Annotated in this window: 24 protein-coding genes; 19 read left to right on the top strand and 5 right to left on the bottom strand. The window is 66.5% G+C overall.

Annotation, left to right across the window (positions count from 1 at the left end; genetic code table 11):
- Window positions 1–88: 88 nt before the first annotated feature.
- Complete coding sequence (locus ACZ1J6_RS07590) at window positions 89–1,879, top strand: acyl-CoA dehydrogenase C-terminal domain-containing protein (protein ID WP_132267407.1); 1,791 nt, start codon at window positions 89–91, stop codon at window positions 1,877–1,879.
- A gap of 99 nt (window positions 1,880–1,978) precedes the next feature.
- Here the strand turns inward: ACZ1J6_RS07590 and ACZ1J6_RS07585 are convergent, their stop codons facing one another.
- The 4 genes from ACZ1J6_RS07585 to ACZ1J6_RS07570 all read right to left on the bottom strand — a co-directional run bounded on the left by ACZ1J6_RS07585 (window position 1,979) and on the right by ACZ1J6_RS07570 (window position 4,850).
- Window positions 1,979–2,278: a GIY-YIG nuclease family protein gene (locus ACZ1J6_RS07585; RefSeq protein WP_132267405.1), complete on the bottom strand. Its 300-nt coding sequence runs from the start codon at window positions 2,276–2,278 to the stop codon at window positions 1,979–1,981.
- 203 nt (window positions 2,279–2,481) lie between these two features.
- Complete coding sequence (locus tag ACZ1J6_RS07580; RefSeq protein ID WP_243654305.1) at window positions 2,482–3,153, bottom strand: cytochrome b/b6 domain-containing protein; 672 nt, start codon at window positions 3,151–3,153, stop codon at window positions 2,482–2,484.
- Entirely contained in the window at window positions 3,150–3,659 is a 510-nt protein-coding gene (locus tag ACZ1J6_RS07575) for a c-type cytochrome (protein ID WP_132267401.1), read from the bottom strand. The genes ACZ1J6_RS07580 and ACZ1J6_RS07575 overlap by 4 nt, the downstream gene beginning before the upstream one ends.
- Before the next feature lie 117 nt (window positions 3,660–3,776).
- Complete coding sequence (locus tag ACZ1J6_RS07570; protein ID WP_165921450.1) at window positions 3,777–4,850, bottom strand: 4-oxalomesaconate tautomerase; 1,074 nt, start codon at window positions 4,848–4,850, stop codon at window positions 3,777–3,779.
- Window positions 4,851–4,951: 101 nt separating this feature from the next.
- Here ACZ1J6_RS07570 and ACZ1J6_RS07565 point away from each other — a divergent pair, with 101 nt between their 5' ends.
- The 14 genes from ACZ1J6_RS07565 (at window position 4,952) to ACZ1J6_RS07500 (ending at window position 18,352) form a co-directional block, all read left to right on the top strand.
- The gene (locus ACZ1J6_RS07565) at window positions 4,952–6,106 is read left to right on the top strand and encodes a LysR family transcriptional regulator (RefSeq protein WP_132267400.1); all 1,155 of its coding nucleotides are present in this window, start codon (window positions 4,952–4,954) and stop codon (window positions 6,104–6,106) included.
- Window positions 6,107–6,204: 98 nt separating this feature from the next.
- Window positions 6,205–7,068, top strand: coding sequence for an NAD(P)-dependent oxidoreductase (locus tag ACZ1J6_RS07560; RefSeq protein ID WP_132267398.1), 864 nt, complete (start codon window positions 6,205–6,207; stop codon window positions 7,066–7,068).
- Window positions 7,069–7,070: 2 nt separating this feature from the next.
- Window positions 7,071–8,096 carry an amidohydrolase family protein gene (locus ACZ1J6_RS07555; protein WP_132267397.1) on the top strand — a complete coding sequence of 342 codons (1,026 nt, stop codon included), beginning with the start codon at window positions 7,071–7,073 and terminating at the stop codon, window positions 8,094–8,096.
- On the top strand, window positions 8,093–8,506 hold the full coding sequence (gene ligA / locus ACZ1J6_RS07550) for a protocatechuate 4,5-dioxygenase subunit alpha (RefSeq protein WP_243654304.1): 414 nt from the start codon (window positions 8,093–8,095) through the stop codon (window positions 8,504–8,506). Before ACZ1J6_RS07555 ends, ligA begins: the two co-directional genes overlap by 4 nt.
- A gap of 1 nt (window position 8,507) precedes the next feature.
- Complete coding sequence (locus ACZ1J6_RS07545; RefSeq protein ID WP_132267395.1) at window positions 8,508–9,413, top strand: class III extradiol dioxygenase subunit beta; 906 nt, start codon at window positions 8,508–8,510, stop codon at window positions 9,411–9,413.
- Window positions 9,414–9,483: 70 nt separating this feature from the next.
- Window positions 9,484–10,440, top strand: a complete 957-nt coding sequence (locus ACZ1J6_RS07540) for a Gfo/Idh/MocA family oxidoreductase (RefSeq protein WP_431568946.1) — start codon at window positions 9,484–9,486, stop codon at window positions 10,438–10,440.
- Window positions 10,440–11,429, top strand: coding sequence for an aldo/keto reductase (locus tag ACZ1J6_RS07535; protein WP_465127239.1), 990 nt, complete (start codon window positions 10,440–10,442; stop codon window positions 11,427–11,429). The genes ACZ1J6_RS07540 and ACZ1J6_RS07535 overlap by 1 nt, the downstream gene beginning before the upstream one ends.
- 52 nt (window positions 11,430–11,481) lie before the next feature.
- A complete protein-coding gene (locus ACZ1J6_RS07530) occupies window positions 11,482–12,435 on the top strand; it encodes a formate/nitrite transporter family protein (RefSeq protein WP_465127238.1) in 954 nt (317 codons plus the stop codon).
- Window positions 12,436–12,493: 58 nt separating this feature from the next.
- Entirely contained in the window at window positions 12,494–13,342 is an 849-nt protein-coding gene (fdhD, locus tag ACZ1J6_RS07525; RefSeq protein WP_207913023.1) for a formate dehydrogenase accessory sulfurtransferase FdhD, read from the top strand.
- A 92-nt stretch (window positions 13,343–13,434) separates the two neighbouring features.
- On the top strand, window positions 13,435–14,649 hold the full coding sequence (locus ACZ1J6_RS07520; RefSeq protein WP_465127237.1) for a toxic anion resistance protein: 1,215 nt from the start codon (window positions 13,435–13,437) through the stop codon (window positions 14,647–14,649).
- 5 nt (window positions 14,650–14,654) lie between these two features.
- Window positions 14,655–15,374 carry a hypothetical protein gene (locus ACZ1J6_RS07515; protein WP_132267388.1) on the top strand — a complete coding sequence of 240 codons (720 nt, stop codon included), beginning with the start codon at window positions 14,655–14,657 and terminating at the stop codon, window positions 15,372–15,374.
- Window positions 15,367–16,029, top strand: coding sequence for a YqiJ family protein (locus tag ACZ1J6_RS07510; protein ID WP_465127236.1), 663 nt, complete (start codon window positions 15,367–15,369; stop codon window positions 16,027–16,029). The genes ACZ1J6_RS07515 and ACZ1J6_RS07510 overlap by 8 nt, the downstream gene beginning before the upstream one ends.
- A 167-nt stretch (window positions 16,030–16,196) precedes the next feature.
- Entirely contained in the window at window positions 16,197–17,888 is a 1,692-nt protein-coding gene (locus ACZ1J6_RS07505) for a flotillin family protein (protein ID WP_465127235.1), read from the top strand.
- A gap of 107 nt (window positions 17,889–17,995) precedes the next feature.
- Window positions 17,996–18,352: an EthD domain-containing protein gene (locus ACZ1J6_RS07500; RefSeq protein ID WP_132267383.1), complete on the top strand. Its 357-nt coding sequence runs from the start codon at window positions 17,996–17,998 to the stop codon at window positions 18,350–18,352.
- 194 nt (window positions 18,353–18,546) lie between these two features.
- Here the strand turns inward: ACZ1J6_RS07500 and ACZ1J6_RS07495 are convergent, their stop codons facing one another.
- Window positions 18,547–19,338, bottom strand: a complete 792-nt coding sequence (locus tag ACZ1J6_RS07495; RefSeq protein ID WP_165921449.1) for an SDR family NAD(P)-dependent oxidoreductase — start codon at window positions 19,336–19,338, stop codon at window positions 18,547–18,549.
- A gap of 196 nt (window positions 19,339–19,534) precedes the next feature.
- Here ACZ1J6_RS07495 and ACZ1J6_RS07490 point away from each other — a divergent pair, with 196 nt between their 5' ends.
- Genes ACZ1J6_RS07490 through ACZ1J6_RS07475 form a run of 4 tightly spaced genes read left to right on the top strand, consistent with a single transcriptional unit; the run spans window position 19,535 to window position 24,397 of the window.
- Window positions 19,535–20,254: a CoxG family protein gene (locus ACZ1J6_RS07490; protein ID WP_132267380.1), complete on the top strand. Its 720-nt coding sequence runs from the start codon at window positions 19,535–19,537 to the stop codon at window positions 20,252–20,254.
- Window positions 20,251–21,120: an FAD binding domain-containing protein gene (locus tag ACZ1J6_RS07485; protein WP_132267378.1), complete on the top strand. Its 870-nt coding sequence runs from the start codon at window positions 20,251–20,253 to the stop codon at window positions 21,118–21,120. Before ACZ1J6_RS07490 ends, ACZ1J6_RS07485 begins: the two co-directional genes overlap by 4 nt.
- Window positions 21,117–21,659 carry a (2Fe-2S)-binding protein gene (locus ACZ1J6_RS07480; RefSeq protein WP_132267376.1) on the top strand — a complete coding sequence of 181 codons (543 nt, stop codon included), beginning with the start codon at window positions 21,117–21,119 and terminating at the stop codon, window positions 21,657–21,659. Before ACZ1J6_RS07485 ends, ACZ1J6_RS07480 begins: the two co-directional genes overlap by 4 nt.
- A complete protein-coding gene (locus ACZ1J6_RS07475; protein ID WP_465127234.1) occupies window positions 21,656–24,397 on the top strand; it encodes a xanthine dehydrogenase family protein molybdopterin-binding subunit in 2,742 nt (913 codons plus the stop codon). Before ACZ1J6_RS07480 ends, ACZ1J6_RS07475 begins: the two co-directional genes overlap by 4 nt.
- Window position 24,398: the final 1 nt, after the last annotated feature.

Below are 24,398 nucleotides of genomic sequence, written 5' to 3'. Positions count from 1 at the left end.
GCTTCGCTCGCAATGACGAAGTGCGGGATGCGACAGGAAGCGGGACGGGTTAGTGCGAGTTCATCTCTCGACCTGCGAGGAGAGTGACATGCAAGTCTACGAAGCGCCTTTGCGCGACATGAAGTTCGTGCTCCACGAACTCCACACCGACGATGGCTTCGGCAATCTCGAAGCCCTGGCCGAATTCACCCCCGACCTTGTCGACGCGGTGCTGGAAGAAGCCGCGAAGGTGGCGCAGGAAGTCCTGCTGCCGCTGAACCGCAGCGGTGATATCGAGGGCTGCACGCTGGAAAACGGCGTGGTCCGCACCCCCAAGGGCTTCAAGGAAGCCTACGACATGTTCCGCGAAGGCGGCTGGTGCGCGCTGGCGTCCGATCCCGAATGGGGCGGGCAGGGGCTTCCCGAAGCGCTGAACAAGCTGACCGAGGAGATGATCTGCTCCGCCAACCTGTCGTTCAGCCTCTATCCCGGCCTCACCCACGGTGCGACCACCGCGATCGAGGGCTATGCCAGCGACGAACTGAAGCAGGCCTACCTGCCCAAGATGGTCGAAGGCACCTGGTCGGGCACGATGTGCCTTACCGAACCGCATTGCGGCACGGACCTTGGCATGCTGCGCACCAAGGCGGTGCCGCAGGGTGATGACAGCTACAAGATCTCCGGCGCGAAGATCTTCATTTCGGCGGGCGAGCACGACCTGACCGAGAACATCATCCACCTCGTCCTCGCCCGGCTTCCCGATGCGCCGGAAGGCGTGAAGGGCATCAGCCTGTTCCTGGTGCCGAAGTACCTGCCCAAGGAAGACGGCACGCCGGGCCCGTCCAACGGCGTTTCGGTCGCCGCGATCGAACACAAGATGGGCCTCAAGGCCTCGGCCACCTGCCAGCTCAACTTCGACGATTCGATCGGCTGGCTGGTCGGCAGCGCGAACAAGGGCATGGAAGCCATGTTCAAGATGATGAACACCGAGCGCGTTTCGGTGGGCATCCAGGGCCTTGGCGTGGGTGAAGCGGCCTATCAGTCGGCCGTGTGGTACGCCAAGGACCGCGTGCAGGGCCGCTCGCTGTCGGGCGTGAAGAATCCCAAGGGTCCGGCCGATCCGATCATCGTCCACCCCGACGTGCGCCGCATGCTGATGACCGCCCGCGCCTACAACGAAGGCAGCCGCGCTGTCGGCGCCTGGGTCAGCCGCGCGCTCGATGCCGAAAAGCACGCGACCGATCCGGCCGTGAAGGCCCGCGCGGAAGACTTCATCGCGCTAATGACCCCGGTGGTGAAGGCGCTCTTCACCGATTGCGGCTATGAAAGCGCCAATCTGGCCGTGCAGGTCTATGGCGGTCACGGCTACATCGCCGAAAGCGGCGTGGAGCAGTTCGTGCGCGATGCCCGCATCGCCATGATCTACGAAGGCACCAACGGCATCCAGGCGCTCGACCTTGTCGGCCGCAAGATGCCCGCGCATGCCGGCCGCTATCTGCGCTCGTTCTTCCATCCCGTCTCGGACTTCATCGAGGCGAACAAGGCGGACGAGACCTTCGGCAAGATGATCGAGGGGCTGGAAAAGGCCTTCGGCGCGCTTCAGCTTTCGACCGGAACGATTGCCCAGAAGGGCATGAAGGATCCCGAGGAAGCCGGCGCCGCCGCGACCGACTATCTGCGCCTGATCGGCCTTGTCGCCGTAGGCTACACGTTTGCCAAGGCGGCGCTGATCGCCAAGGCCAAGCTTGACCAGGGCACCGAGGACACGGCGTTCTACACCGCCAAGATTGGCACCGCACGGTTCTTCTTCGACCGTCTGCTGCCGCAGGCGACCGCCGCGTTCCTGGCGATCAAGTCGGGCAAGGCCTCGATGATGGCGCTGGACGTGGATATGTTCTGAGGCTGGGGCCTACTCGCCCCACCCCACCCTCGTCATTGCGAGGAGGCGAAGCGGACGAAGCAATCCAGAGCGGCACAGCGCTGCTTCTGGATTGCTTCGTCAGCCGCAGATAATCTCGAACAGATCGTCCCACAGCGGATTCTCCGTCTCGATCAGTGTGGTCTTCCGTTTCCGCGAGCCGCCCTTGAGCTGCTTTTCGCGCAGGATGGCGTGTTCCATGGTGGAATGCACTTCGAACCACACAAGGTGCTTGCAGCCGTAGCGCTTGGAAAACCCGTCGATGACGCCCTCGCGGTGCTGGAATGCGCGTTGGCGTAAGTTGGATGTTACGCCCACGTAAAGAGTGCCGTTGCGGGCGCTGGCGACGATGTAGACTGCGGGTTGGAAGTCGCGCTTCATCGCTCTGGATTGCTTCGTCGCTTCGCTCCTCGCAATGACGAAGGGAGTTATAATTCTGTCATAGCGCTATTTGGGGCGTGCCACGCTCACGTCACGCCACGCCACGCCCAACCGCAACCCAAACCTACCCTACCCTACCCTCAGCCTTCGTCATTGCGCGCGTAGCGAAGCAATCCAGAGCGGCCCACCCCGCCGCCCGATCCTCACGCAGCCCCGACCCAAACCACCCAGCCCACCAGCCAAGCCGCGACCACGCAGGCGATCAGCCGCCACACCGGCGCTTTCACCATGCCGGTCGTGCCGGCAGGCATCGCGCGTGAGCCGGTCACCATGGCCCCGATCAGCCGGTCCCGCTTCACCACGCGGTAATAGAGGATCGCGCCCAGATGCAGCACGATCATCGCCAGGATCAGATAGAACACCACGCCATGCAGCTCCGTCATCCGGCTGGCGGTGGAGGAGGACACCAGGTGATTGAGCGGCCCGGTGGTGCCGTCGTCGGGGTCACCGGAGAAAAGGCCCAGCGTGACCTGCAGGGCCATGAGGCCGAGCATCGCCAGCACACTCCAGCCGCCCGCCGGGTTGTGGCCGGGGGTGGGTTCGTGAGCGCCCGACCGCAAATGCGCCAGCACCGCGCCCGGCCCTCGCACGAAGCCCGAAAACCGCGCGGTAGAACTTCCCACGAAGCCCCAGAGCACGCGGATCACCAGAAGCTGCATCAGCACCGTGCCGATGCTGGTGTGCCAGCCCATCTCGCCGTTTTCGGCCGTCCACCAGAGCGCCGGAATCAGTGCCGCGAAGCTCCAGTGGATCACGCGGACGGGCCAGTCCCACAGGTGGGTGCGGACATCTGCCGCACCCTCGTGGCTGTTCACTGCTTCTTCTCGCGGAAGTTCTCGTGGCATCCCTTGCAGGCGCCGCCGATCTCACCCATCGCCATCTGGGCGCCTGCGGCATCCTTGGCGTCGGCTGCGATCTTGAGCTTGCCGGCAGCGGCGGCCAGCTTGTCGGCCGCGGCCGTGAATTCGGCGGGCTTGTCCCAGATGGCGGGGAGGGCCTGGGTCTTCTCGCCCGATTCCTTGCCGCTGCCCTTGGGGAACAGACCGACGATCTTGCCCGCGTCCGTCTGGATCGAGGTGGCCGAAGCAGAGACGGCCGCGAAGTCCGGCGCGGAATCTTCCAAGGCTTCCTTGGCGGCCTTGTTGGCCTTGGCGATGGCCTTGAAATTGGCCTCTCGCGCTTCGATGGTGTCGGAAACCTTGACCGGGGCGCCGGAAGCGTCGGTCGTGGTCGCGGCCGGTTCCGAGCCCTTGCAGCCGGTCACGGCGGCTGCAAGGGCAAAGGCGGCTAGGGTGGTCGTCACGAATGTCTTCGATGCCATGTCGCTGCTCCTGGCAGTTATCTTTGAGCGGGAGGCCGTACTTTGCTTGCCCGTCGGCCCTGGTCCCAAGCGCTTGATAACCGCTGTTGTTGCTTTGCAGCGAATGGTTTTTCGCGCTTACCCGAAAACCACCCCGTCCATCAGCTTGCGCGCGGTGCGAAGGAGGGCGGCGCTCGTAACGGCGCCGCCCTCGTCCGTGTCGAGGACACAGGACATCTCGCCGGTCGGATGCTCGACCGACAGTGTCTTGCGGCGACCCTCGGGGATCTCAGCGACTTCAGCGGCGGGCGAGCCTTCGATCAGGCAAGCGGTCGCCACCGAGACCGCGCCGAGCACGCCGATGGTGGCATGGGCGCGGTGGGGAATGAAGCTGCGCACGGTTACCGCGCCGCCATGCTTGGGCGGGGCGACCAGCATCATCTTGGGGACCGACTTGTCCTTCACGTCGCCGAGGTTCATCCGCTCGCCCACGGCCAGGCGGATGGCCTCGATCTTCGCCTTCAGCTCGCTATTGGCGTCCAGGCTCTCGCGGTCCTCGTAGCCGGTGATCCCGACGTCCTCGGCCTTCATGACCACGCAGGGCATGCCGTTGTCGATCAAGGTCACGCGCACGCCGTTCACTTTGTCGGCCGCGTTGCCGGTGGGCAGCAGCGCGCCGCAGGAGGAGCCGGCGGTGTCGCGGAATTCCAGCGGGATCGGCGCATGAGTGCCCGGCACGCCGTCGATCGCGGCCTCGCCCTTGTATGAAACCACGCCGCCCGGCGTCTGCACGGTGGCGACGGCGACCTGGCCGGTGTTTTCCATGAAGATGGCGACGTTCGTCTCATCGCCTTTCGCCTCGATCAGCCCGCGCTCGATGGCGAAGGGGCCGATCCCGGCGAGGATATTGCCGCAGTTCTGCTGGTCGCTGACAAGCGCCTGGTCGACGAAAACCTGCAAGAACAGGTAGTCCACGTCGATGCCCTCGCGGTCGGATTTACTGACGACGGCGACCTTGCTGGTCAGCGGATCGGCGCCGCCCATGCCGTCGATCTGGCGCGGGTCGGGCGATCCCATGATGGAGAGAAGGAAAGCGTCGCGCGCCGCGGCATCGGCGGGGAGGTCGCTCTTGAGGAAATAGCCGCCCTTGGAAGTGCCGCCGCGCATCCACATGCAGCGTACGCCTGCTTGGTCGGCTTGGATGGCACTCATGGCATTTCTCCTTTTCCCGCAGTCGGCCTCCTGCCGGAGCAGCGGGGCAGGGGGAAAGAGAAACTTTGGACCTGCCATAGGATTTGGCTAAGAGTGCCTCCATGGACATCTGGAACTTCAACCTTCGCCACTTGCGTGCAGTCGCCAAGATTGCCGAATTGGGGACGGTGAACGCGGCCGCACTGGCCGTGAACCTCAGTCAGCCCGCGATAACACAGGCGTTGGGACGACTCGAGGCGATGATCGGCCTGCCTTTGTTCGAGCGCCGTCACGACGGCATGATTCCCACGCGCGCCGGAGAGATCCTGGCGCCACGCATCGGCGCGGCGCTGTCCCATATCCAGAGCCCGCACGTCACCATGTCGCGCCTGCGGGCCCTGCTCGCGCTGGCCGAGACGGGCAGCTATGCCGGGGCCGGGCAGGAAACCGGGCTGTCGCTTCCCTCGATCCACCGCGCGGTCAACGATCTCGCCTTGGCGCTGCGCCGCCCGCTGGTGGCGCGGCAGGGCAAGTTCGTCATCACCACCGAGGCGGGCACCCAGCTCGCCCGCGAATTCCGCCTCGCCAAAGTCGAGCTGGAGGCGGGGCTGTCCGAAGTCGAAGCGCTGCGCGGGCTGGAGACGCGGCGCATCGCCATCGGCGCCATGCCGCTCTCGCGCGCCCGCATTCTCCCGGCCGCCGTGGCGCGGTTCCTGGCGCGGCGGCCCCGGGTGAAGCTCACCATCGTCGAAGGCTCGCGCGCCGAGCTGGTGGAGCCGCTGCGCAACGGCACGCTGGACCTCATGGTGGGCGCGCTGCGCGATCCGCTGGTGGAAGGCGATCTGGTGCAGCATCCGCTCTTCGAGGACCGGCCGGCGGTCTATGGCCGCAAGGGGCACCCGCTGGAAGGTACCGATCCCGGCGCGGCCGAGGTGGCCAGCTACCCCTTCACCCTGCCGCCGCGCGGAACGCCGCTGCGCGACAGTTTCGAGCGCTATTTTCGCGAACACGATGTGGCGCTTCCGGACGTGCCGGTCGAATCGGGCTCCGTCATGATGATCCGTCAGGTGATGATGGGCGGCGATTTCCTCACCGTGCTCTCGCCCGATCAGGTCACGGTCGAAGTGGAGGCGGGCTGGCTTTGCGCATTATCGCGGCTTCCGGCTGAATTTACCCGCCATATCGGTATGACCACCCGCGCGTCGCTGCGGCCGACCGAGGTGCAGAGCGAGTTCTTCGCCGACCTGGAGTGGGCGGCGAAGGAGGTTTCGCGGTAGAGGGCGCGAGCACGGCATGACGCGCTTATTGCACTGAGCTTATAGCTTCCGGGTGGTTCCGATTGGCGGCTTCCGGGCAATCGGGCCAGACTGGCAGCATGAACAGGTCCATTGCCCTTATCGGGTTCGGAGAGGCCGGATCGACGTTTGCGGGAGCTGGGGACTGGGCCGGACAGGCTCGTGCCTTCGATATCCTTCCCGAACGCCGCGACGTCATGACCGAACTCGGCATCACCGTTTGCGACAGTGCCGCCGAAGCGCTTGAGGGCGCCGAACTGGTGTTGTCGCTCGTCACCGCTGACGGCGCGCCGAAAGTGGCCGAGGCCGTCGCGCCCCTGCTGGGCGAGGGCGCGCTGTTCTGCGACATGAACTCGGTGGCGCCGGGCACCAAGCGCGCCGCCGCCAAGGCCATCGCCAAGGGCAAGGGGCGTTACGTGGACGTGGCCGTGCTCGCCCCCGTAAACCCCGCGCGCATGAAGGTGCCGCTGCTGGTGGCCGGGCCTGACGCCGCCGAGACGCAGGCCGCGCTGGAGGCGGTGGGCTTCACCCATGTCCGCACCGTGGGCGCCGATGTCGGCCGCGCTTCGGCGATCAAGTTGGTGCGCTCGGTCATGGTGAAGGGGCTTGAGGCGCTGACCGCCGAGATGATGATGGCCGCCCATGCAGAGGGCGTGGCGGACGAAGTGCTTGCCTCGCTCGACGCCAGCGAGAAGGCCATTTCCTGGACGGAGCGGGCGGACTACAATCTCGACCGCATGCTGGTCCACGGCCGCCGCCGCGCCGCCGAGATGGACGAAGCCGCGGAAATGCTGCGTTCGCTGGGCATTCCGCCGCTGATGACCGAAAATACCGTCGCCTGGCAGCAGGCGCTGGGCGTGCTTGGCATCGTGCCGCCGCCCGAAGGATTCGAAGCCAAGCTTGCGGCAGCTGTCGCGGCGGGCGTACTCAAGGGAGAGAATTGAGCATGTCGCTCATCATCGACTGTCACGGTCACTATACCGTCCTGCCCAAGGCGCACGACGCTTGGCGCGAGGCGCAGATCGCCGCTTTCAAAGCCGGTGAAGAAGCGCCGCCGTACCCCGAGATTTCCGATGCGGAGATCCGCCAGACCATCGAGGACAACCAGCTTCGCCTTATCAAGGAGCGCGGCGCCGATCTTACCGTGTTCAGCCCGCGCGCCAGCGCGATGGCGCACCATGTTGGCGATTCTGCGGTTTCCGAGGCCTGGGCGGTCCACTGCAACAATCTTATCGCCCGCGTGGTGAACATGTTCCCCGAGACGTTCGTGGGCGTGTGCATGCTGCCGCAGAGCCCCAAGGCGGACCTTTCCGCCTCGGTGAAGGAGCTGCGCCGCTGCGTCGAGGAACTGGGCTTCATCGGTTGCAACCTCAATCCCGATCCGGGCGGCGGCCACTTCGAGCATCCGCCGCTGACCGACGAATACTGGTTCCCGATCTACGAGGCGATGAGCGAGCTGGACGTTCCGGCGATGATCCACGTCTCGGGTTCGTGCAACCCGGCGATGCACGCCACCGGCGGCTTCTACATCGCGGCGGATACCGTGGCCTTCATGCAGCTGATGCAGGGCGACCTCTTCGCGAAGTTCCCCAAGCTGCGCTTCATCATTCCGCATGGCGGCGGCGCGGTGCCGTACCACTGGGGTCGCTATCGCGGGTTGGCGGACATGCTGAAGAAGCCTTCGCTCGACGAATACATCATGAACAACGTGTTCTTCGATACCTGCGTCTACCACCAGCCGGGCGTGAACCTGCTGGCCGACGTGATCGACAACAAGAACATCCTGTTCGGTTCCGAAATGGTCGGCGCGGTGCGCGGGATCGACCCGCAGACCGGCTTCTACTTCGACGATACCAAGCGCTATGTCGACGCGCTCGACATCTCGGACGAGGAGCGCCACGCGATCTTCGAAGGCAATGTGCGCAAGGTCTTCCCGCGCCTTGACGCCAAGCTGAAGGAACGCGGCCTGTGACGGACAAGATCACCGACATCCACGCCTATCTCGGCGAGTTCGACGATATTCCGGGCACGCGCGTCTACACGGCGAAGCGTGCGCGTCAGGGCTATCACCTGAACCAGTTCGCGATGAGCCTGATGAAGGCGGAAAACCGCGAGCGCTGGAAGGCCGACGAGCGCGCCTATCTCGACGAATGGCCGATGACCGAGGACCAGAAGCTGGCCGTGCTCGCGCGCGACTACAACCGCCTGCTGGATCTGGGCGGCAACATCTATTTCCTCGCCAAGGTCTTCTCGACCGATGGCCTGAGCTTCCTTCAGGCCGTCTCGACGATGACCGGCATGTCGGTTGAGGATTATCAGGCGATGATGATCGCCGGCGGCCGTTCGCCCGAGGGCGTGCGGTCGATCAAGGAGCACCGCTAAGATGGCCCGCATTACGCACGGCATCGCCTGTAGCCACATCCCGGCGCTCGGCGTCGCCAGCGACTTCGACAAGTGGGAAGATCCCTACTGGAAGCCGATCCAGGAAGGCTTCGCACCCACGCAGGCGTGGGAAGCGGAGAACCTGCCGGACGTCGTGATCCTGGTCTACAACGACCACGCTTCAGCCTTCGACATGAAGATCATCCCGACCTTCGCGATCGGGTGCGGCGAAAGCTACAAGCCTGCGGACGAGGGCTGGGGCCCGCGCGCGGTGCCCGACGTGGAAGGCCATCCAGACCTTGCCTGGCACATCGCGCAGAGCCTGATCCTCGACGAGTTCGACATGACCATCATCAACGAGATGGACGTCGACCACGGCCTTACCGTTCCGCTGTCGATGATGTTCGGAAAGCCCGCCAAGTGGCCGGTGAAGGTGATCCCGCTGGCGGTCAACGTCGTCACTTATCCGCCGCCGTCGGGCAACCGCTGCTGGGCGCTGGGCGAGGCGATCGCGCGTGCCGTGGAAAGCTTCGATGAAGACCTGAACGTGCAGGTCTGGGGCACTGGCGGCATGAGCCACCAGCTTCAGGGCCCGCGCGCGGGCCTCATCAACCGCGAGTGGGACCAGATGTTCCTCGACAAGCTGTCGGGCGACACGCAGGAACTACGGTGCATTCCGCATATCGAATACCTGCGCGAAACCGGCAGCGAAGGCATCGAGATGGTGATGTGGCTGATCATGCGCGGCGCATTGGGCAAGGAAACGCGCGAACTGCGCCGCTTCTACCACGTGCCCGCCAGCAACACGGCCGTCGGCCATATCGTGCTGGAGCCGGTGAACGGCGATGTTCCGCCCTCGACCACCGTCGAAGGCAACAATGCCGAAGCTCAAAACCTGATCGACTGACTGATTCCGCGTGCCGGTGGTTGACGCCGGCACGCCCTTTGTCTTTGACAGACACCCCAAGGAGATTCCCATGCGTATTGCCCTCGTAGGCGCCGGCGCTTTCGGTGAAAAGCACCTCGACGGCCTCAAGAACATCGACGGCGTAGAGATCGCCTCGGTCATCAGCCGCTCGGCCGAACAGGCTGCCGAAGTGGCCGTCAAGTACGGCGCGCCGCACTCCGGCACCGATCTGGCCGAAGTGCTGGCCATGCCGGACGTCGATGCCGTGATCCTGTGCACCCCCACGCAGATGCACGCCGAACAGGCCATCGCCTGCATGAACGCGGGCAAGCACGTGCAGGTCGAAATTCCGCTGTCGGACAGCTGGGCCGATGCCGAGGCGGTCGTCGCCAAGCAGAAGGAAACCGGGCTGGTCTGCATGGTCGGCCACACCCGCCGCTTCAATCCTTCGCACCAGTACGTGCACAACAAGATCACTGCGGGTGAGTTCAACGTCCAGCAGATGGACGTGCAGACCTACTTCTTCCGCCGCAAGAACATGAACGCCAAGGGCCAGCCGCGCTCCTGGACGGACCACCTGCTGTGGCACCACGCCGCGCACACGATCGACCTGTTCGCCTACCAGTCGGGCAAGATCGTCGCCGCCAACGCGCTGCAGGGCCCGAAGCACCCCGAACTGGGCATCGCCATGGACATGTCGATCCAGCTGAAGGCGGAAACCGGCGCGATCTGCACGCTCTCGCTCTCGTTCAACAACAATGGCCCGCTCGGCACGTTCTTCCGCTACATCGGCGACAGCGAGACCTACATCGCGCGTTACGACGATCTGGTGAACGGCCGTGAAGAGCCGATCGACCTCACCGGCGTCACCGTGTCGAACAATGGCATCGAGCTGCAGGACCGCGAATTCGTGGCTGCCATCCGCGAAGGGCGTGAGCCCAATTCGTCGGTCGGCAAGGTGCTCGATTGCTACCGCGTGATCGGCGAACTGGCCGAGAGCCTCGAAGCGCAGGACGGCTGGTCCTGATGACAAAACGCCTCCTCGCGGGCCGTCCGGTCCACTCCGTCGGTCTCGGCTGCATGAATGTGGCCTGGGCCTACGGCAATCCGCCGTCTCGCGAGGAGGCGGTCGCCCTGTTCCGCCATGCGCTGGATGCGGGCTGCGATCACTTCGACACCGCCAACATCTACGGCATGGGGCTGAGCGAGGAGATCCTTGGCGAAGCGATCATGGACCGCCGGGACGAATTCCTGTTGGCCTCCAAGACCGGCATCCTGATCGACGGCGCCCGCCGCGGGATCGATTGCGCGCCAGACAGCATCACCGCCTCGCTCGACGCCAGCCTGAAGCGGCTGGGCACCGATCACATCGACCTGTTCTACATGCACCGCTTCGACCCGAAGGTGCCGATCTCCGACTCGGTGGGCGCCATGGTGCGGGCGATCGAGGCGGGCAAGATCGGCGCCTATGGCGTGTCCGAATGGTCCGCCGCGCATATCCGCGAGGCGCATGCCGTGCATCCGGTGGCGGCGGTGCAAACCGAATATTCGCTCTGGACCCGTAATGTGGAACTCGGCGTGATGGACGCCACGCGCAAACTCGGGATCGCGCTCGTCGCCTTCTCGCCGGTCGCGCGCGGGGCACTGGGCGGTGAACTGACCGATGTGAACACGCTCACCGAGAAGGACCTGCGCCGCAATTTCCCGCGCTTTGTGGGCGAGAACTGGGCGCACAACCTGGCGCTGATCGAGGAATTCAACGCGCTGGCCGCTTCGGTCCAGGCAACCCCGGCGCAGCTCGCGCTCGCCTGGGTGCTGGCGCAGGGCGAGCACGTCCACGCAATTCCGGGCACCCGATCGATCCCGCATTTCGACCAGAACCATGCCGCCGCCGATCTCGCGATCGACGCCGCCGTTCTGGAAAAGGCGGGCGAGCTGATGAACCAGCAGACCATTGCCGGCCATCGCTACCCGGACACGATCAAGCCCAGCATCGATACCGAGGACTACGTCTGACCCGCTTCTGCGGCGCGGGGTAAGCCTCCGCCGCATCCGGGTATAAGGAACCATGCGTTCCGGGGGCGGTTCTGACGGCATGGACAATGCCGCCGAAACCGCCCCCAAGTCCGACTCGGCCCAATTTGGCTCCGACGACGAGCGCGACCTCTCGCACGACGATCCCGAGCGGCAGGAAACCGACCGCGACATAGAGCAGGACGAATCCGGCCTGACCGGCCACGAGCGCGGCCAGATCAAGGACAACTTGCGGCTTTCCGCAATCACCGTCTTCTCGGTGATCCGCCGTGAGGGCGAAGAGGAACTGCACCGCCCGGCGATGTCGCTATGGTTTTCGGGGATCGCCGCCGGGATCGGCATTTCCACCTCTGTCTTCGGGCAGGGCCTGCTGCATCACGCTTATGCGGACCACCCGCAGCGCGAGCTGATCGCCGCTTTCGGCTATGCCATGGGCTTCGTGCTGGTGGTGCTCTCGCGCCTCCAGCTCTTCACCGAGAACACCCTGACGGCGGTGCTGCCGCTGCTCGCCAGCCCGAACCTGGAGCGCCTCTGGCGCACCGGGCGGCTCTGGGCGATCGTGCTGGCGGCCAATCTCCTGGGCACGTTCCTGACCGCGCTGCTGGTCGACATCTTCGCCGATCCCGCCCATCCCACCGTGGCGGGCATGCTCGACGTCTCCCGCAAGGCCGCCGAGGCACAGGGCTGGACGGCGCTGCTGGACGGCGTACCGGCCGGCTTCTTCATCGCGGCATTCGTGTGGATGCTGCCCAGTTCCAAGGGCTTCGAGATCTTCGTGGTCGCCCTGTTCGCCTGGCTGATCTCGGCCGGCGGCTTCGCGCATGTCGTGGCGGGGTCGACCGAGATGTTCCTGCTGGTGCTTCACGGAGAGCTGCCGATCCTGGACGCTTTCACCTTGCATCTGGCGCCCACGCTGCTGGGCAATGTGATCGGCGGCACCGGCCTTTTCGCGCTGCTGGCCTTCGGACAGATCAAGGCGGAGATTTGACCCGTTCCAATCCGGCAGGGGGGATGACCGCGGCCGGCCGCCCGGCTAGAAAACGCGTATGAACGGTGCAGAGACGATCAGGGTCCGGCGCAGTGCCTATGGCGCGCGGATGCCCGCGGAAAACCCCGCGGGAGAGGCTTTCGCGATCCCCGTGGAAGCGCCGGTAGCGATAGAGACCAACGGCATCGCTTACGCAGTGATGATGGCGACCCCGCTGCAGATCGAGGATTTCGTGACCGGTTTCCTCATGGCCGAAGGGTTGGCCGCCGCCGATGAAGTGGGCGAGGTGGCCGTTCACGCGGTGGAGAACGGGGACTGGGGCGCCGGCTACGTCGCCCGCGTGAACCTGCCGCCGGAACGGCTGGGCCTGATCGTCGAGCGGGCGCGGCGCCGCGTGGGAGACAGCTCCTGCGGCATCTGCGGCATCGAGGGTGTGGAAGCGGCCCTGCGGCCCCTGCCGCTGCTGACCCGGCGCAGCCGGGCGGGGGCCCCGGCGATCCGGCGCGGGCTCGATGCCTTGCGCGCCGGCCAGGTGTTGGGGCGCGAAACCCACGCCACCCATGCGGCCGCCTTCTGCGACGAGGCGGGCAATGTCATCGCGCTGCGCGAGGACGTGGGCCGCCACAATGCGCTCGACAAGCTGGTGGGCGCGCTTGCGCGTGCAGGGGTCGATCCGGCGCAGGGCTTCATTATCGTCACCTCGCGCTGCTCCTACGAACTGGTGGAGAAGACGGCGCGCGCCGGTTGTCCGCTGCTGGTGGCGATCTCCGCCCCCACGGATCTGGCCGTCCGCCGGGCGCGGGCGGCGGGGCTCAGGCTCTGCTTCGTGGCGCGGGACGATACGATGCTGATGATGCCGGACGGCGCGGAGACCGACGAAGGGGCCACCCCGCTCGTCGAACCGTAAAGCGACGCCTTCCTGTTTTGCTTGCAGTATTCGCCGGCAATCCTAGATTCGTTGGCCAGGACACATTTCTTGAAGGACGGGGATTTTCTTTCATGGCGACGACGACCGATCAGGCAGTTGGGGGTGAGTTGAAGCTGACGCCTCCCGATCCGGTGCCCGTGGTCCAGCCCGAGAAGGCGGCCGGTCTCGTGCCCGTGGGGGATGAGCAGAAGTCCAAGCTGCAGGTCCGGGTGGACGAGTTCGTGGCCGATCTCGTGTCGCAGGACGTGAACTCGCCCGAATTCGGCCGCCGTGTCGACCAGATCACCAGCATGGGCCGCAAGGAGATTTCCGAGGCTTCGGGCCAGTCCAACCGTTTCCTCGACCGCCCGGTGCGCGCGATGGACAAGGACGCCGGTGTCGGCGCCGACCTTGCCGAACTGCGCCGCACGGTGGAAGACCTTGACCCCTCCACCAAGGGCGACCTGCTCTCGCGCCGGAAGATCTTCGGGATCATCCCGATGGGCAACAAGCTGCGCAACTATTTCGACGGCTACCAGAGCGCGCAGGGCCACATCGGTGCGATCCTCGCCCGCCTGCAGGGCGGCAAGGACGAGCTGCTGATGGACAACGCCTCCATCGACGTGGAGCGCCAGAACCTCTGGGCAGCGATGGGCAAGCTCGAACAGATGATCTTCATGTCGAAGGCGCTGGACGAGACGCTGGAACAGAAGGCCGCCGATCTCGACCATGTCGATCCCGCCAAGGCCAAGGCCGTGCGCGAGAGCGCACTGTTCTACGTGCGCCAGCGCACGCAGGACCTGCTGACGCAGATGGCCGTCTCGGTGCAGGGCTACCTCGCGCTCGATCTGGTGAAGAAGAACAATGTCGAGCTGATCAAGGGCGTCGACCGCGCGTCCACCACCACCGTCGGCGCGCTGCGCACCGCCGTCACGGTGGCGCAGGCGATGGCCAACCAGAAGCTGGTGCTGGACCAGATCACCGCGCTCAACACCACGACCGCGCGGATCATCGACGGCACCGGCCAGATGCTGAAGGACAACACCGCGCGCATCCACGAGCAGGCGGCGAACGCCACGATCCCCCTGGAGACGCTCAGCCGCGCCTTCCAGAACATCTACGACACGATGGATTCGATCGACACCTTCAAGATGCAGGCGCTCGATTCCATGAAGCAGACCGTGCAGTCGCTGGAGGGTGAGGTCACCAAGTCCAAGGCCTATATCGCCCGCGCGCAAGGCCAGGCCGAAGGCACGGCGCTGGGCAGCGACAAGACGGCGAAGGCCATGCTTGAGGCGCTCGACTGACAGCCATGGCCAATTCCGTCACGCCCCGCAGTCGCAATGCCGCGAACCAGGAAGTGATCCGTGCCGCACGCCGCCAGCGCGCGGCGCGGCTTTACAATGCCCGCAAGGAGCGCTGGAGCTTTCGCTGGCGCCGCATTCGCCGTGCTTTCCTGGCGCTGTTCGGCATCTTCATCGTGGCCCTGACCGCCGGGCTGATCCTCGGCGGGCTGTCTTTCACCACCACGGTGCTGACGACGCTACTGGCCTTCGCGGTGTTTCTGGTGCTCTCGATCTATCCCGCCACGCCCAAGCTCCGTGCCGAGGAACTGGGCAGCGCGACACTGCCCGAACTGGCCGGATCGGCGGAACTCTGGCTGGAAACCCGCCGCCGCGCCTTGCCCAATGCCGCGGTCGATGCCGTGGACATGATCGGTGTGCGCCTCGAACAGCTGGCGCCGCAGCTTGCCACCTTGCAGGACAACGGCCCCGCCGCGCATGAAGTGCGCAAGCTGCTGTCGGAACACCTGCCTTCGCTGGTGGACAGCTATACCCGCATTCCCGCCGAGCTGCGCAACAAGACCCATGCCGGCAGCACGCCTTCGCAGCAGTTGGTGGAAGGGCTCAACGTCATCGCCGGCCAGATCGAGGCGATGAGCCTGGACCTCTCGCGCGGAGACCTGGATGCGCTGGCGACGCGCGGCCGTTTCCTCGAGACCAAGTATATCGACGCGAGCGACGATGGTTGAGCTGCTGACGAGGGCGGGGAGCCTGCCGTTTTCGGTCGCCCTGGCGCTGATGCTGATGTTCGCCCTGCTCCAGATCGTCGGTCTCGGCGATTTTCTCGGCGGCGATACCCACCTCGATGTCCATGCCGATGTTCATGCGGGCGTCCATGGGACCCTTCACGGGCATGGCGGCGTCGATGCAGGGCTGCTGTCGGTGCTCGGTCTCGGCCGGGTGCCGTTCCTGATGTGGCTCATGCTGCTGCTCACCGTGTTCGGCCTGATCGGCATTTCCGCGCAGGAGCTGCTACTCTCGCTGACCGGGAGCGCTTGGAGCGCGTGGCTCGTCGCGCCCGTCGTTGCCCTCGTTTCACTGCCGATCACTGGCGCGCTGTCACGGGGGCTCGGCCGGATCATCCCGCAGGACGAGACGAGCGCGATCGACGTGTCGGCGCTGGTCGGGCGGGAAGCGGAAATCCTGGTCGGGACCGCGCTGGCCGGAAGCCCGGCGCGCGGGCGCGTGTTCGATCACTACGGCCAATCGCATAATGTCATGGTGGAGCCCGATCTGCACGACCAGCGCTTCGTGCAAGGCGAAAAGGTGCTGCTGGTGCGGCGCGAGGGCGAATTGTTCAAGGCCATTGCGCGCGGCGACCACTACCTGCCGCGCCTGGACTGAAAAGGGCCGTGCGTCAGGGCGTGACAACTGCGGTTAACGCTTTGAAAGCGCGGCGCGTCAGGCCGGTTTTCCTGGGAGATCCGCGCCTGTTCTGCTAGCTTTCCTGTCTATTTGATTGCGTGGTCCCGGGCTTTGGCCGGACGACGCCTGGGGGGAGTATCGAAGACATGCAAGATCTCGTCGGCATCGGAATTCTAGCCGGCATCGCCCTCGTCCTGTTCCTGGCGCTGGGCCTGATGCTCGCGCGGCTCTACAAGCGCGCGTCCAAGGAAATCGGCTTCGTGCGCACGGGCTTCGGCGGCGAGCGTGTGGTCATGAACGGCGGCGCGCTGGTCCTGCCGGTCTTCCACGAGACCATGCCCGTCAACATGAACACCGTGCGCCTGGCGGTGGAGCGCAAGAACCAGGATGCGCTCATCACGCTGGACCGCCTGCGCATCGACGTGAAGGCCGAATTCTACGTGCGTGTCCGCCCCGATGCCGGTGCCATCGCCATGGCGGCGCAGACCCTGGGCGCCCGCACCATGCATCCCGAAGCGCTGAAGGAACTGGTCGAAGGCAAGTTCGTCGATGCGCTGCGCTCGGTCGCGGCGGGCATGACGATGAACCAGCTTCACGAACAGCGCGCGGACTTCGTGCAGAAGGTGCAGCAGGTTTCCTCGTCCGATCTCGCGATGAACGGGCTTGAGCTGGAATCGGTGTCGCTGACCGGGCTGGACCAGACCTCGATCGAGCACTTCAATGCCAACAACGCCTTCGATGCCGAGGGTCTCACCAAGCTGACCGAGCAGATCGAACTGCGCAAGAAAGCGCGGAACGACATCAAGCAGGACACCCGCGTCCAGATCGAAACCAAGAACCTGGAAGCGGAGCGCCAGTCGCTCTCGATCCAGCGCGACAACGAATTCGCCAAGCTGGAGCAGGAGCGCGAGATCGAGATGCGCCGGGCCGAGCAGGCGGCCGAAGTCGCGCGCGAGCAGGCCTTGCGGGGGCGCGAGGCCGAGGAAGCGCGGATCATCGCCAAGCAGCAGGTCGATTCGCAGCAGATCGAATCGGATCGCACCATCCAGCAGGCCAAGATCGCGCAGGCTCAGGCCGTCGAACTGGCGCGCCAGGGGCAGCAGATCGCCATCCAGAACAAGAGCCGGGAGGAAAGCCAGGCCAAGGCTGACGCCGACGAGGCCCGCGCCAAGGCGGTTGCCGCCGAGGAACAGGTCATCACCAGCCGTGAGACCGAGATCGCCGAGCGCGCCAAGCGCATCGAACTGATCGAGGCCAGCAAGGAAGCCGAGCGGCAGGCGATCTCGGTCAAGGTGGAAGCCGAAGCCGAACGCGAAGCCGCCGCCAACCGCGCCGAGGCCTTCCGCCTTGCCGCCGAAGGCGAGGCCGAGGCCGAGAAGCTCCGCGCCGAAGCCGCGCGCGTGCGTTTCGAAGTGGAAGCGGCGGGTCAGCGCGCGGTCAACGAAGCGGCGAACCTGCTCTCGTCCGACCAGATCTCGCTGCAGATGAAGCTCGCCCTGCTCAAGGTTCTGCCGGAAGTCGTGCGCGAATCCGTGCGGCCGCTGGAGGCGATCGATTCGATCAAGATCGTGCAGGTCGACGGTCTGACACAGAAGGGCGGTTCATCGGCTTCGTCGGCTTCGGTCGGCGGATCGGGCAACCTGGCCAACGACGCAGTCAGTGCCGCGCTTGCGTACCGTGCGCAGGCCCCGGTGATCGACGGGCTGATGAAGGAGCTTGGCCTTGACGGTGCGTCGCTGGCCAATCTCGTGCAGGGCGCGGCGCAGGTTCCGGTGGCGCCCGCCATCCATGCCCCGGCGAACGACGCCAGCGCGGGCGTTGTGCGCGAAGCGGAGTGAATCCGGGCGGGCGGCGCCCGCCCGCTCATCGCCCCGGCGACCCGGCTCCCGGTGTCGCCGGGGAGACCGCGTGCTAGCTCTCGGCCTGGACGAGAAGGAGGCCCGCGATGGACCGGCAATTCCACAAGATCCTGCTGTTCATGAAACGGCGCGCCGACCTGACGCCGCAGCAGTTCCGCGACTACTACGAGACGCGGCATGCGCCCCTCGCGGAGCGCTATTCGCGGGGCGTCAGCCGCTACATCCGGCGCTATGTCGATCCCCAGCCGCATCCCGAAACCGGCGATTTCACCGATGGGCCGGACGTCATCACCGAACTCTGGTTCGAGGACGAAGCGGTGTTCCGCAAGACCCTGGCCTATATTACGCAGAACCTCATGCCCGACGAGATCGTCGCGGATGAGCGCAATCTGTTCGACCGGGCCTCCTTCCGCATCGCGACGGTCATGGAGTGCGAGAGCTAGGACGCAAGGGCACGGTTTCCGGCAGGAATTCCGGCCTCTCTGGGAGAGTACAAGATTTCTCAGAGCTGCCGTTTGCGCAGGCGCTGGCGGAACTTGGCATCACGACCGGGCGGGCCAGCGCATTTCAGCGCTTCCCGCCCGTAGTGTCATCGTCTCAGGGGGCCTCCGTCTCAGGGGGTCACCGTCTCAGGGGATCACAGGCCCAGGCGGCCCAGTATCCCCCCATCCACCTTGATGTCGCAGCCGCTGACATAGGATGCGGCCGGCGAGCAGAGGAACTCCGCCACGGAGGCGATTTCGTCGCCCAGTCCCTGCCGCCCGAGCGGGGTCATACCCATCATCCGCACCATCTGCTCGCTCGCCTTGGCTTCGGCGCGGCTCATTTCGGTGTCGATGAAGCCGGGCGCGATGGAGGTGATGCGCAGGCCGCGCTCCCCGAAGGCCGCCGCTTCCCGCCCGACCAGCCCGATCACCCCGCGCTTGGACAGCGTATAGCCCATGCCAGGATTGGTGGAGAAACGGTCGACATCTTCCCGCCCCTTGCCCGCGACGAGGTCCTGCACGGCCGCGACCATCGCCGGATCGGGGATGAGATAGGCCGACATCGAGGAGATCAGCACCGCGCATCCGCCCTCCTCGAATCGCGGCAGGAGCGCGGCCACGAGGCGCTCGGTGGCGAAATAGTTCACTTCGAGGATGCGCGGCGCCTCTGCCATCGTCGGCGAGAGACCGGCTGTATGGACCAGCGCGAAGAGCGGCGCTTCGCCCAGGGTATCGAGCAGGCGCTGCGGGAATTCAGGCGCGGCAATGTCCCCGGCCAGCGTCGAGACGGGCACGCCGTCCCGGCGCAGTTCGGCGGCCACGGCCTCCAGCCTTTCGGCATTCACGTCGCTCAGCAGCAAGGGGCGGCCTTGCGCGGCGAAGCGGGCGGCGACCGGGCGGCCCATGCCTCCGGCGGCTCCGGTGACGATGACGGTAGCGTTCATGATCTCTCCCATTCGCCGTTCGCCGGCCTTGCGCAGATGTCGTAACCGCCGCCCCGCCCTCCGGCCAGCGCCAGCGCGACTCATCGCTCCGGGGAATAAGATACAGTGTCGCTCATAGTTCTTGCATTGCGGGCCGTCCCGTCGTTTCATCGCCAAAGCCGGAAAACGGGCCGGGCAGGGAAGCGGGAGAGCGCGAATGCAGATGACGGGCGAGCAGCGGGTCGCGGCGCCGCGCCGGAAGGTGTGGGAAGCGCTCAACGATCCCGTCGTTCTCGCCCAGTGCATTCCGGGTTGCCAGAGCCTGGAGCGAGAGGGGGGCGATCGCTTCGTTGCCGTGGCGGAAGTGAAGATCGGGCCCATCGGCGCGCGGTTTCGGGGGCAGGTGCACCTCTCCGATCTCGATGCGCCCAATGGCTATACGATAACCGGCTCGGGCAACGGGGGCATTGCCGGAAGCGCCCGGGGCGGCGCGAAAGTGCGGCTCAGTGACGGCGAAGATGGCGGGACGCTGGTCGCTTACGAAGTCGAGGCGGAAGTGGGCGGCCGCATGGCCCAGCTGGGCGGGCCGATCATCGATGCGACGGCGAAGAATCTCGCCGGCAAGTTTTTTACCAGGTTCGGGGAGGTCGTCACGGGGGGCGCTCCGGCGCCGGTTGCAGCGGGGGAGCTTGCAGCCGGCGCCGGGCAGGGGGCGACTGCCACGGCGCCGGTGCTTTCCGCGCCGCTCGTCCCCGGGGCGCGTGCCGTGCCGGGAGGAACTGTCTGGGGCTGGGTGGCCGCGCTCGTGCTGGCACTGGTGGCAGGTTTCATGCTGGGTGTGAAAGGACTGCACGCAGAGTTCCTGGGCGTGGCGGTGCTGCTGGTGGTCACGGCCGCCGCCGCCTTCGAGGCCGGGCGCCGGGGAGCGCCGCGATGAAGCCCGCGCCGTTCGACTATGTCCGCCCGGCCACCGTTGCCGAGGCCTGCCGGGTGCTGGCGGAGGCCGGCGGGGGAGCGACGGTGCTGGCAGGCGGGCAAACGCTCATGCCCTTGCTGAACTTGCGGATGAGCCAGCCTTTCATCCTCGTCGACCTTGGCGGCATCGCGGAGCTGCGCGGTGTTTCCGAAGTCGCGGGCGGGATTCGCGTGGGCGCCATGACGCGGCAGGCCGAGGCCCTGGCCGATGCAACGCTCGCCCGGCGGCTCCCGGCGTTGGTCACGGCTCTGGGCCATGTCGGACACCACCAGACGCGCAACCGCGGGACGGTGGGCGGATCGATCGCGCTCGGCGAGCCGGCGGCGGAAATGCCCGCGACGGCGATCGCGCTGGGCGCCACGCTGGAGATCATCTCGACAAGGGGCACGCGGCACGTCGCGGCGGCGGACTTCTATCTCGGCCCCTACATGACGGTGCTGGAGCCGGACGAACTGCTGACGGCCGTGGTCTATCCCGACTGGGCGGCGGGTCATCTGGTGCTGTTTCGCGAAGTGGCGCAGCGGCCCGGAGACTTCGCGCTGGTCGGCATGGTCGGCGCGCTGGTGCTGGAAGACGGCAAGGTGGCGCGGGCCGGGCTCGCCTGGTTCGGCATGGGGCCGACACCGATCCGCATGCGCCGGGCCGAAGAGGCACTGCTCGGCACGGCCTTGGCCGAGCTCGACGTCGAGGCCGTGGCGGGACTGGCCGTGGCGGAGAGCGCGCCTTTCGACGATCACCACGCCAGTGCGGAATACCGCCGTACTGTCGGCCGCCGCATCTTCGCACGGGGACTGCGCGAGGTTCTGGACCTGAGGGAAGCCGCATGAGCGAACACGCCATCGCATGGACCGTCAACGGCCACCGCCGTCATGACCGGGTGGAGGCGCGCACCAGCCTTGCGGACCATCTGCGACTGGAGGCGGGCTGCACAGGGGTGCACCTGGGATGCGAGCATGGCGTTTGCGGCGCCTGCACGGTCCTGGTCGACGGTCGGGCCGTGCGCGCCTGCCTGATGCTGGCGGTCCAGGCAGACGGAGCGGACGTGACCACCGTGGAGGGCCTCGCCGCGCCGGACGGCACGTTCCATCCGGCGCAGGACGCCATGCGCGAGGCCCACGGGCTGCAATGCGGCTTCTGCACGCCGGGCGTGCTGATGACTTTCGCGGCGCTGACGGCGGGTGAGGAACCCGCGGACGAGGCGACGATGATCGCCGCCATGTCCGGCCATGTCTGCCGCTGCACGGGCTATCAGGGCATCCGGCGCGCTGCCCGGGCCCTGGCGGAGGGCAGGTACGGAGGCGGGGCCGAGCGCATAAGCGGAGACGGGGCGACCGGCCCCGCCGCCGGCAAGGGGCAGGCGGCATGAATGCGCAGGCGCCCGGCGGTGGGCTCGGTGCCACGCGCTGGATCGGCAAACGCGCGCTTCGCAAGGAAGATCCGCGCCTGCTGACCGGGCGCGGGCAGTTCGTGGACGACGTGACCCTGCCCGGCATGCTCCATGTCGCTTTCGCCCGCAGCCCCGTGGCGCGTGGGCGCATCCTGTCCATCCAAAGTGAATTCGCCCGCGAGATGCCCGGTGTCCATGCCGTGCTGACCGCGGCGGACCTCGCCGCGCGGCCGATCCGCATGCTCTCGTTCTTCTTTACCGAGGCGGAGATTGCGATTGCGCCGCTTGCGGACGGTCAGGTGGCCTATGTCGGCGAGCCGGTGGTCATGGTCGCCGCGGAGACGCGCGCCATGGCGGAAGACGCCGCCTCCCTGATCGAGGTCGAGTACGAGGAGCACGATCCCGTCGTCACGATCGCGCAGGCCAGGTCGTCCGCGGCGATCCATGCCGGGATGGACAGCAATGTCGCGGCCGAAATCGGCGACGAAGACATCGAGGAGGAGCTGGAACGCAAGCTCGCCGGATCGGTGCTGCGGCTCAGCCACAAGGTGGTCCACCAGCGCATCTCGCAGGCGCCCATGGAGACGCGCGGGGTGATCGCCGCGCGCGACGGATCGGAGGAACTTACGCTCTGGAGTACCTGCCAGAGCCCGCATCTCGTGGCGCGCTGGGTCAGCCTGGCGCTGGATCTGCCGGATACCGCGATCCGGGTCATCGCCAAGGACGTGGGCGGCGCCTTCGGGCTGAAGAACCATCCGTGGAAGGAGGAAAGCGCGGTCATCGTCGCGGCGCTGCTGCTGGGCCGGCCGCTCAAGTGGATAGAGGACCGCTACGAGGCGCTCACCGCATCCAACCAGGCACGCGAGGCGGAGATGACCCTGCAGGCGGGGTTCGACGCGGAAGGTCGGCTCACCGGTTCCCACGGCATCTACGACTGCAACAACGGTGCCTTCCCGCAAGGCGCGGACAGCAATATCGCCGTGCACATGTTCGTCTGGGCGGCCTACAAGCAGCCTGCCTACGCCTTCGTCTCGCGCGGATGGTACACCAACACCAACGGCCTTGCCGCCTATCGCGGGCCCTGGGCGATGGAATCGCTGGTCCGCGAGACCCTGCTGGACAAGGCGGCGCGCAAGCTGGGGATCGATCCGGTGGAGATCCGCCGCCGCAATCTCGTCTACCTTGCCGACCAGCCCGCCGTAACCAGCATGGGCATTCCGCTGCAGGACATCACGCCCGGCGAATGCCTGGAAAAGCTGCTCCAGCACTTCGACATGGCGCAGTTCCGCCGCGAACAGGCGGGCGCGCGGCAGGAGGGGCGCTATCTGGGCGTGGGCCTGGCGTCCTATGTCGAACCGACCGGCTCGGCGGGATCGATGGCGCCGATGACCGGCGAACTGGCGCAAGTGCGGATCGAACCGACGGGCAAGGTCACCGCGACGATGTCCACCCATTCGCAGGGCCACGGCACGGCCACGACGATGGCCCAGTGCATCGCAGACCGGCTGGGCGTGCGGTACGAGGATGTGACCGTGTTCGAGGGCGACAGCTCGCGCGGTGGCTTCAGCCCCGGAGCGGCAGGAAGCCGTCAGGGCGTGATTGCGGGCGGGGCGGCGATCCGGTGCTCGGAACTGCTGGCGGAAAAAGTGCGTGCCGTGGCCGCGCACTTGCTCAATGCCAGTGCCGAAAGCGTGGTGCTGGACGCGGGCATGGTCCGGGTAGAGGGCGCGCCGGAAATGGCGCGGCCGCTCGCGGAGATTGCCGCCATCGCCTATGGCGAGCCCGACCGTCTGCCGCCGGGGCTGGAAACCGGGCTGGAGATGCAGTTCCGTTATCAGCCGCCGCCGATGACATTCACCAGCGCCACCCATCTTGCCGTGGTGGAAGTGGATGTGGACACCGGCTTCGTCTCGATCCTGCGCTGGATCTCGTCCGAGGATTGCGGGACGGTCATCAACCCGGCCGTGGTCGAGGGGCAGATTTCCGGCGGGCTGGCACAGGCCATCGGCATGGTCCTGCTGGAGGAGATGCCTTACGACGCGCGGGGCAATCCGCAGGCGGCGACTTTCAAGGACTACCTCCTGCCGTCGATTTCCGACGTGCCGGTGTTCGAATTCGTCCACGCCAATACCCCGTCGCAGACCATCGGCGGCATGCGCGGCGTGGGGGAGGGCGGCGCGATCATCGGTCCGCCCACGCTGGTGAACGCCATCGCCGATGCCCTTTCGCCGTTCGGGGAGATCGAGGACCTTGTCCTGCCGCTGACGCCGGGCCGCATTCTCGACGTGATCGAACAGCGCGACGTATCGGGCCTGCACAAGCCGGAGCCGGTGCGCGCCGAGCCGGCGCCTGCCGCCGCCATCGCGCCGGAACCGGAACCGAACCCCGGGCCGAAAGATGAGCAGCCCGCCGCTGCGAGCGGCCCTGGGGGAGACTGGAACATGGTGCTCAAGACGCCGATGGGGGCGCAGGCGATGCTGGCGCACTTCGACGTGGAGGGCAGCGCCGTCAGCGGCTACCTGTCATCGCCGGAAGGCAGGCAGGACTTCGGCGGCGGCACGTTCGAGGCCGGGCGCCTGCGGTTCGATCTCAAGGTGGAGAAACCGATGAAGATCACGCTCAAATACGATCTGGAACTGCGCGGAGACACTCTCGGCGGGAAGTGCAAGATGGGCATGTTCGGATCGGCGAAAGTCACGGGCGAGCGGGTACCGTGAG

The organism is Novosphingobium sp. BL-S-21, from assembly GCF_055521655.1.
This window is presented reverse-complemented; position numbering and strand designations above follow the sequence as displayed.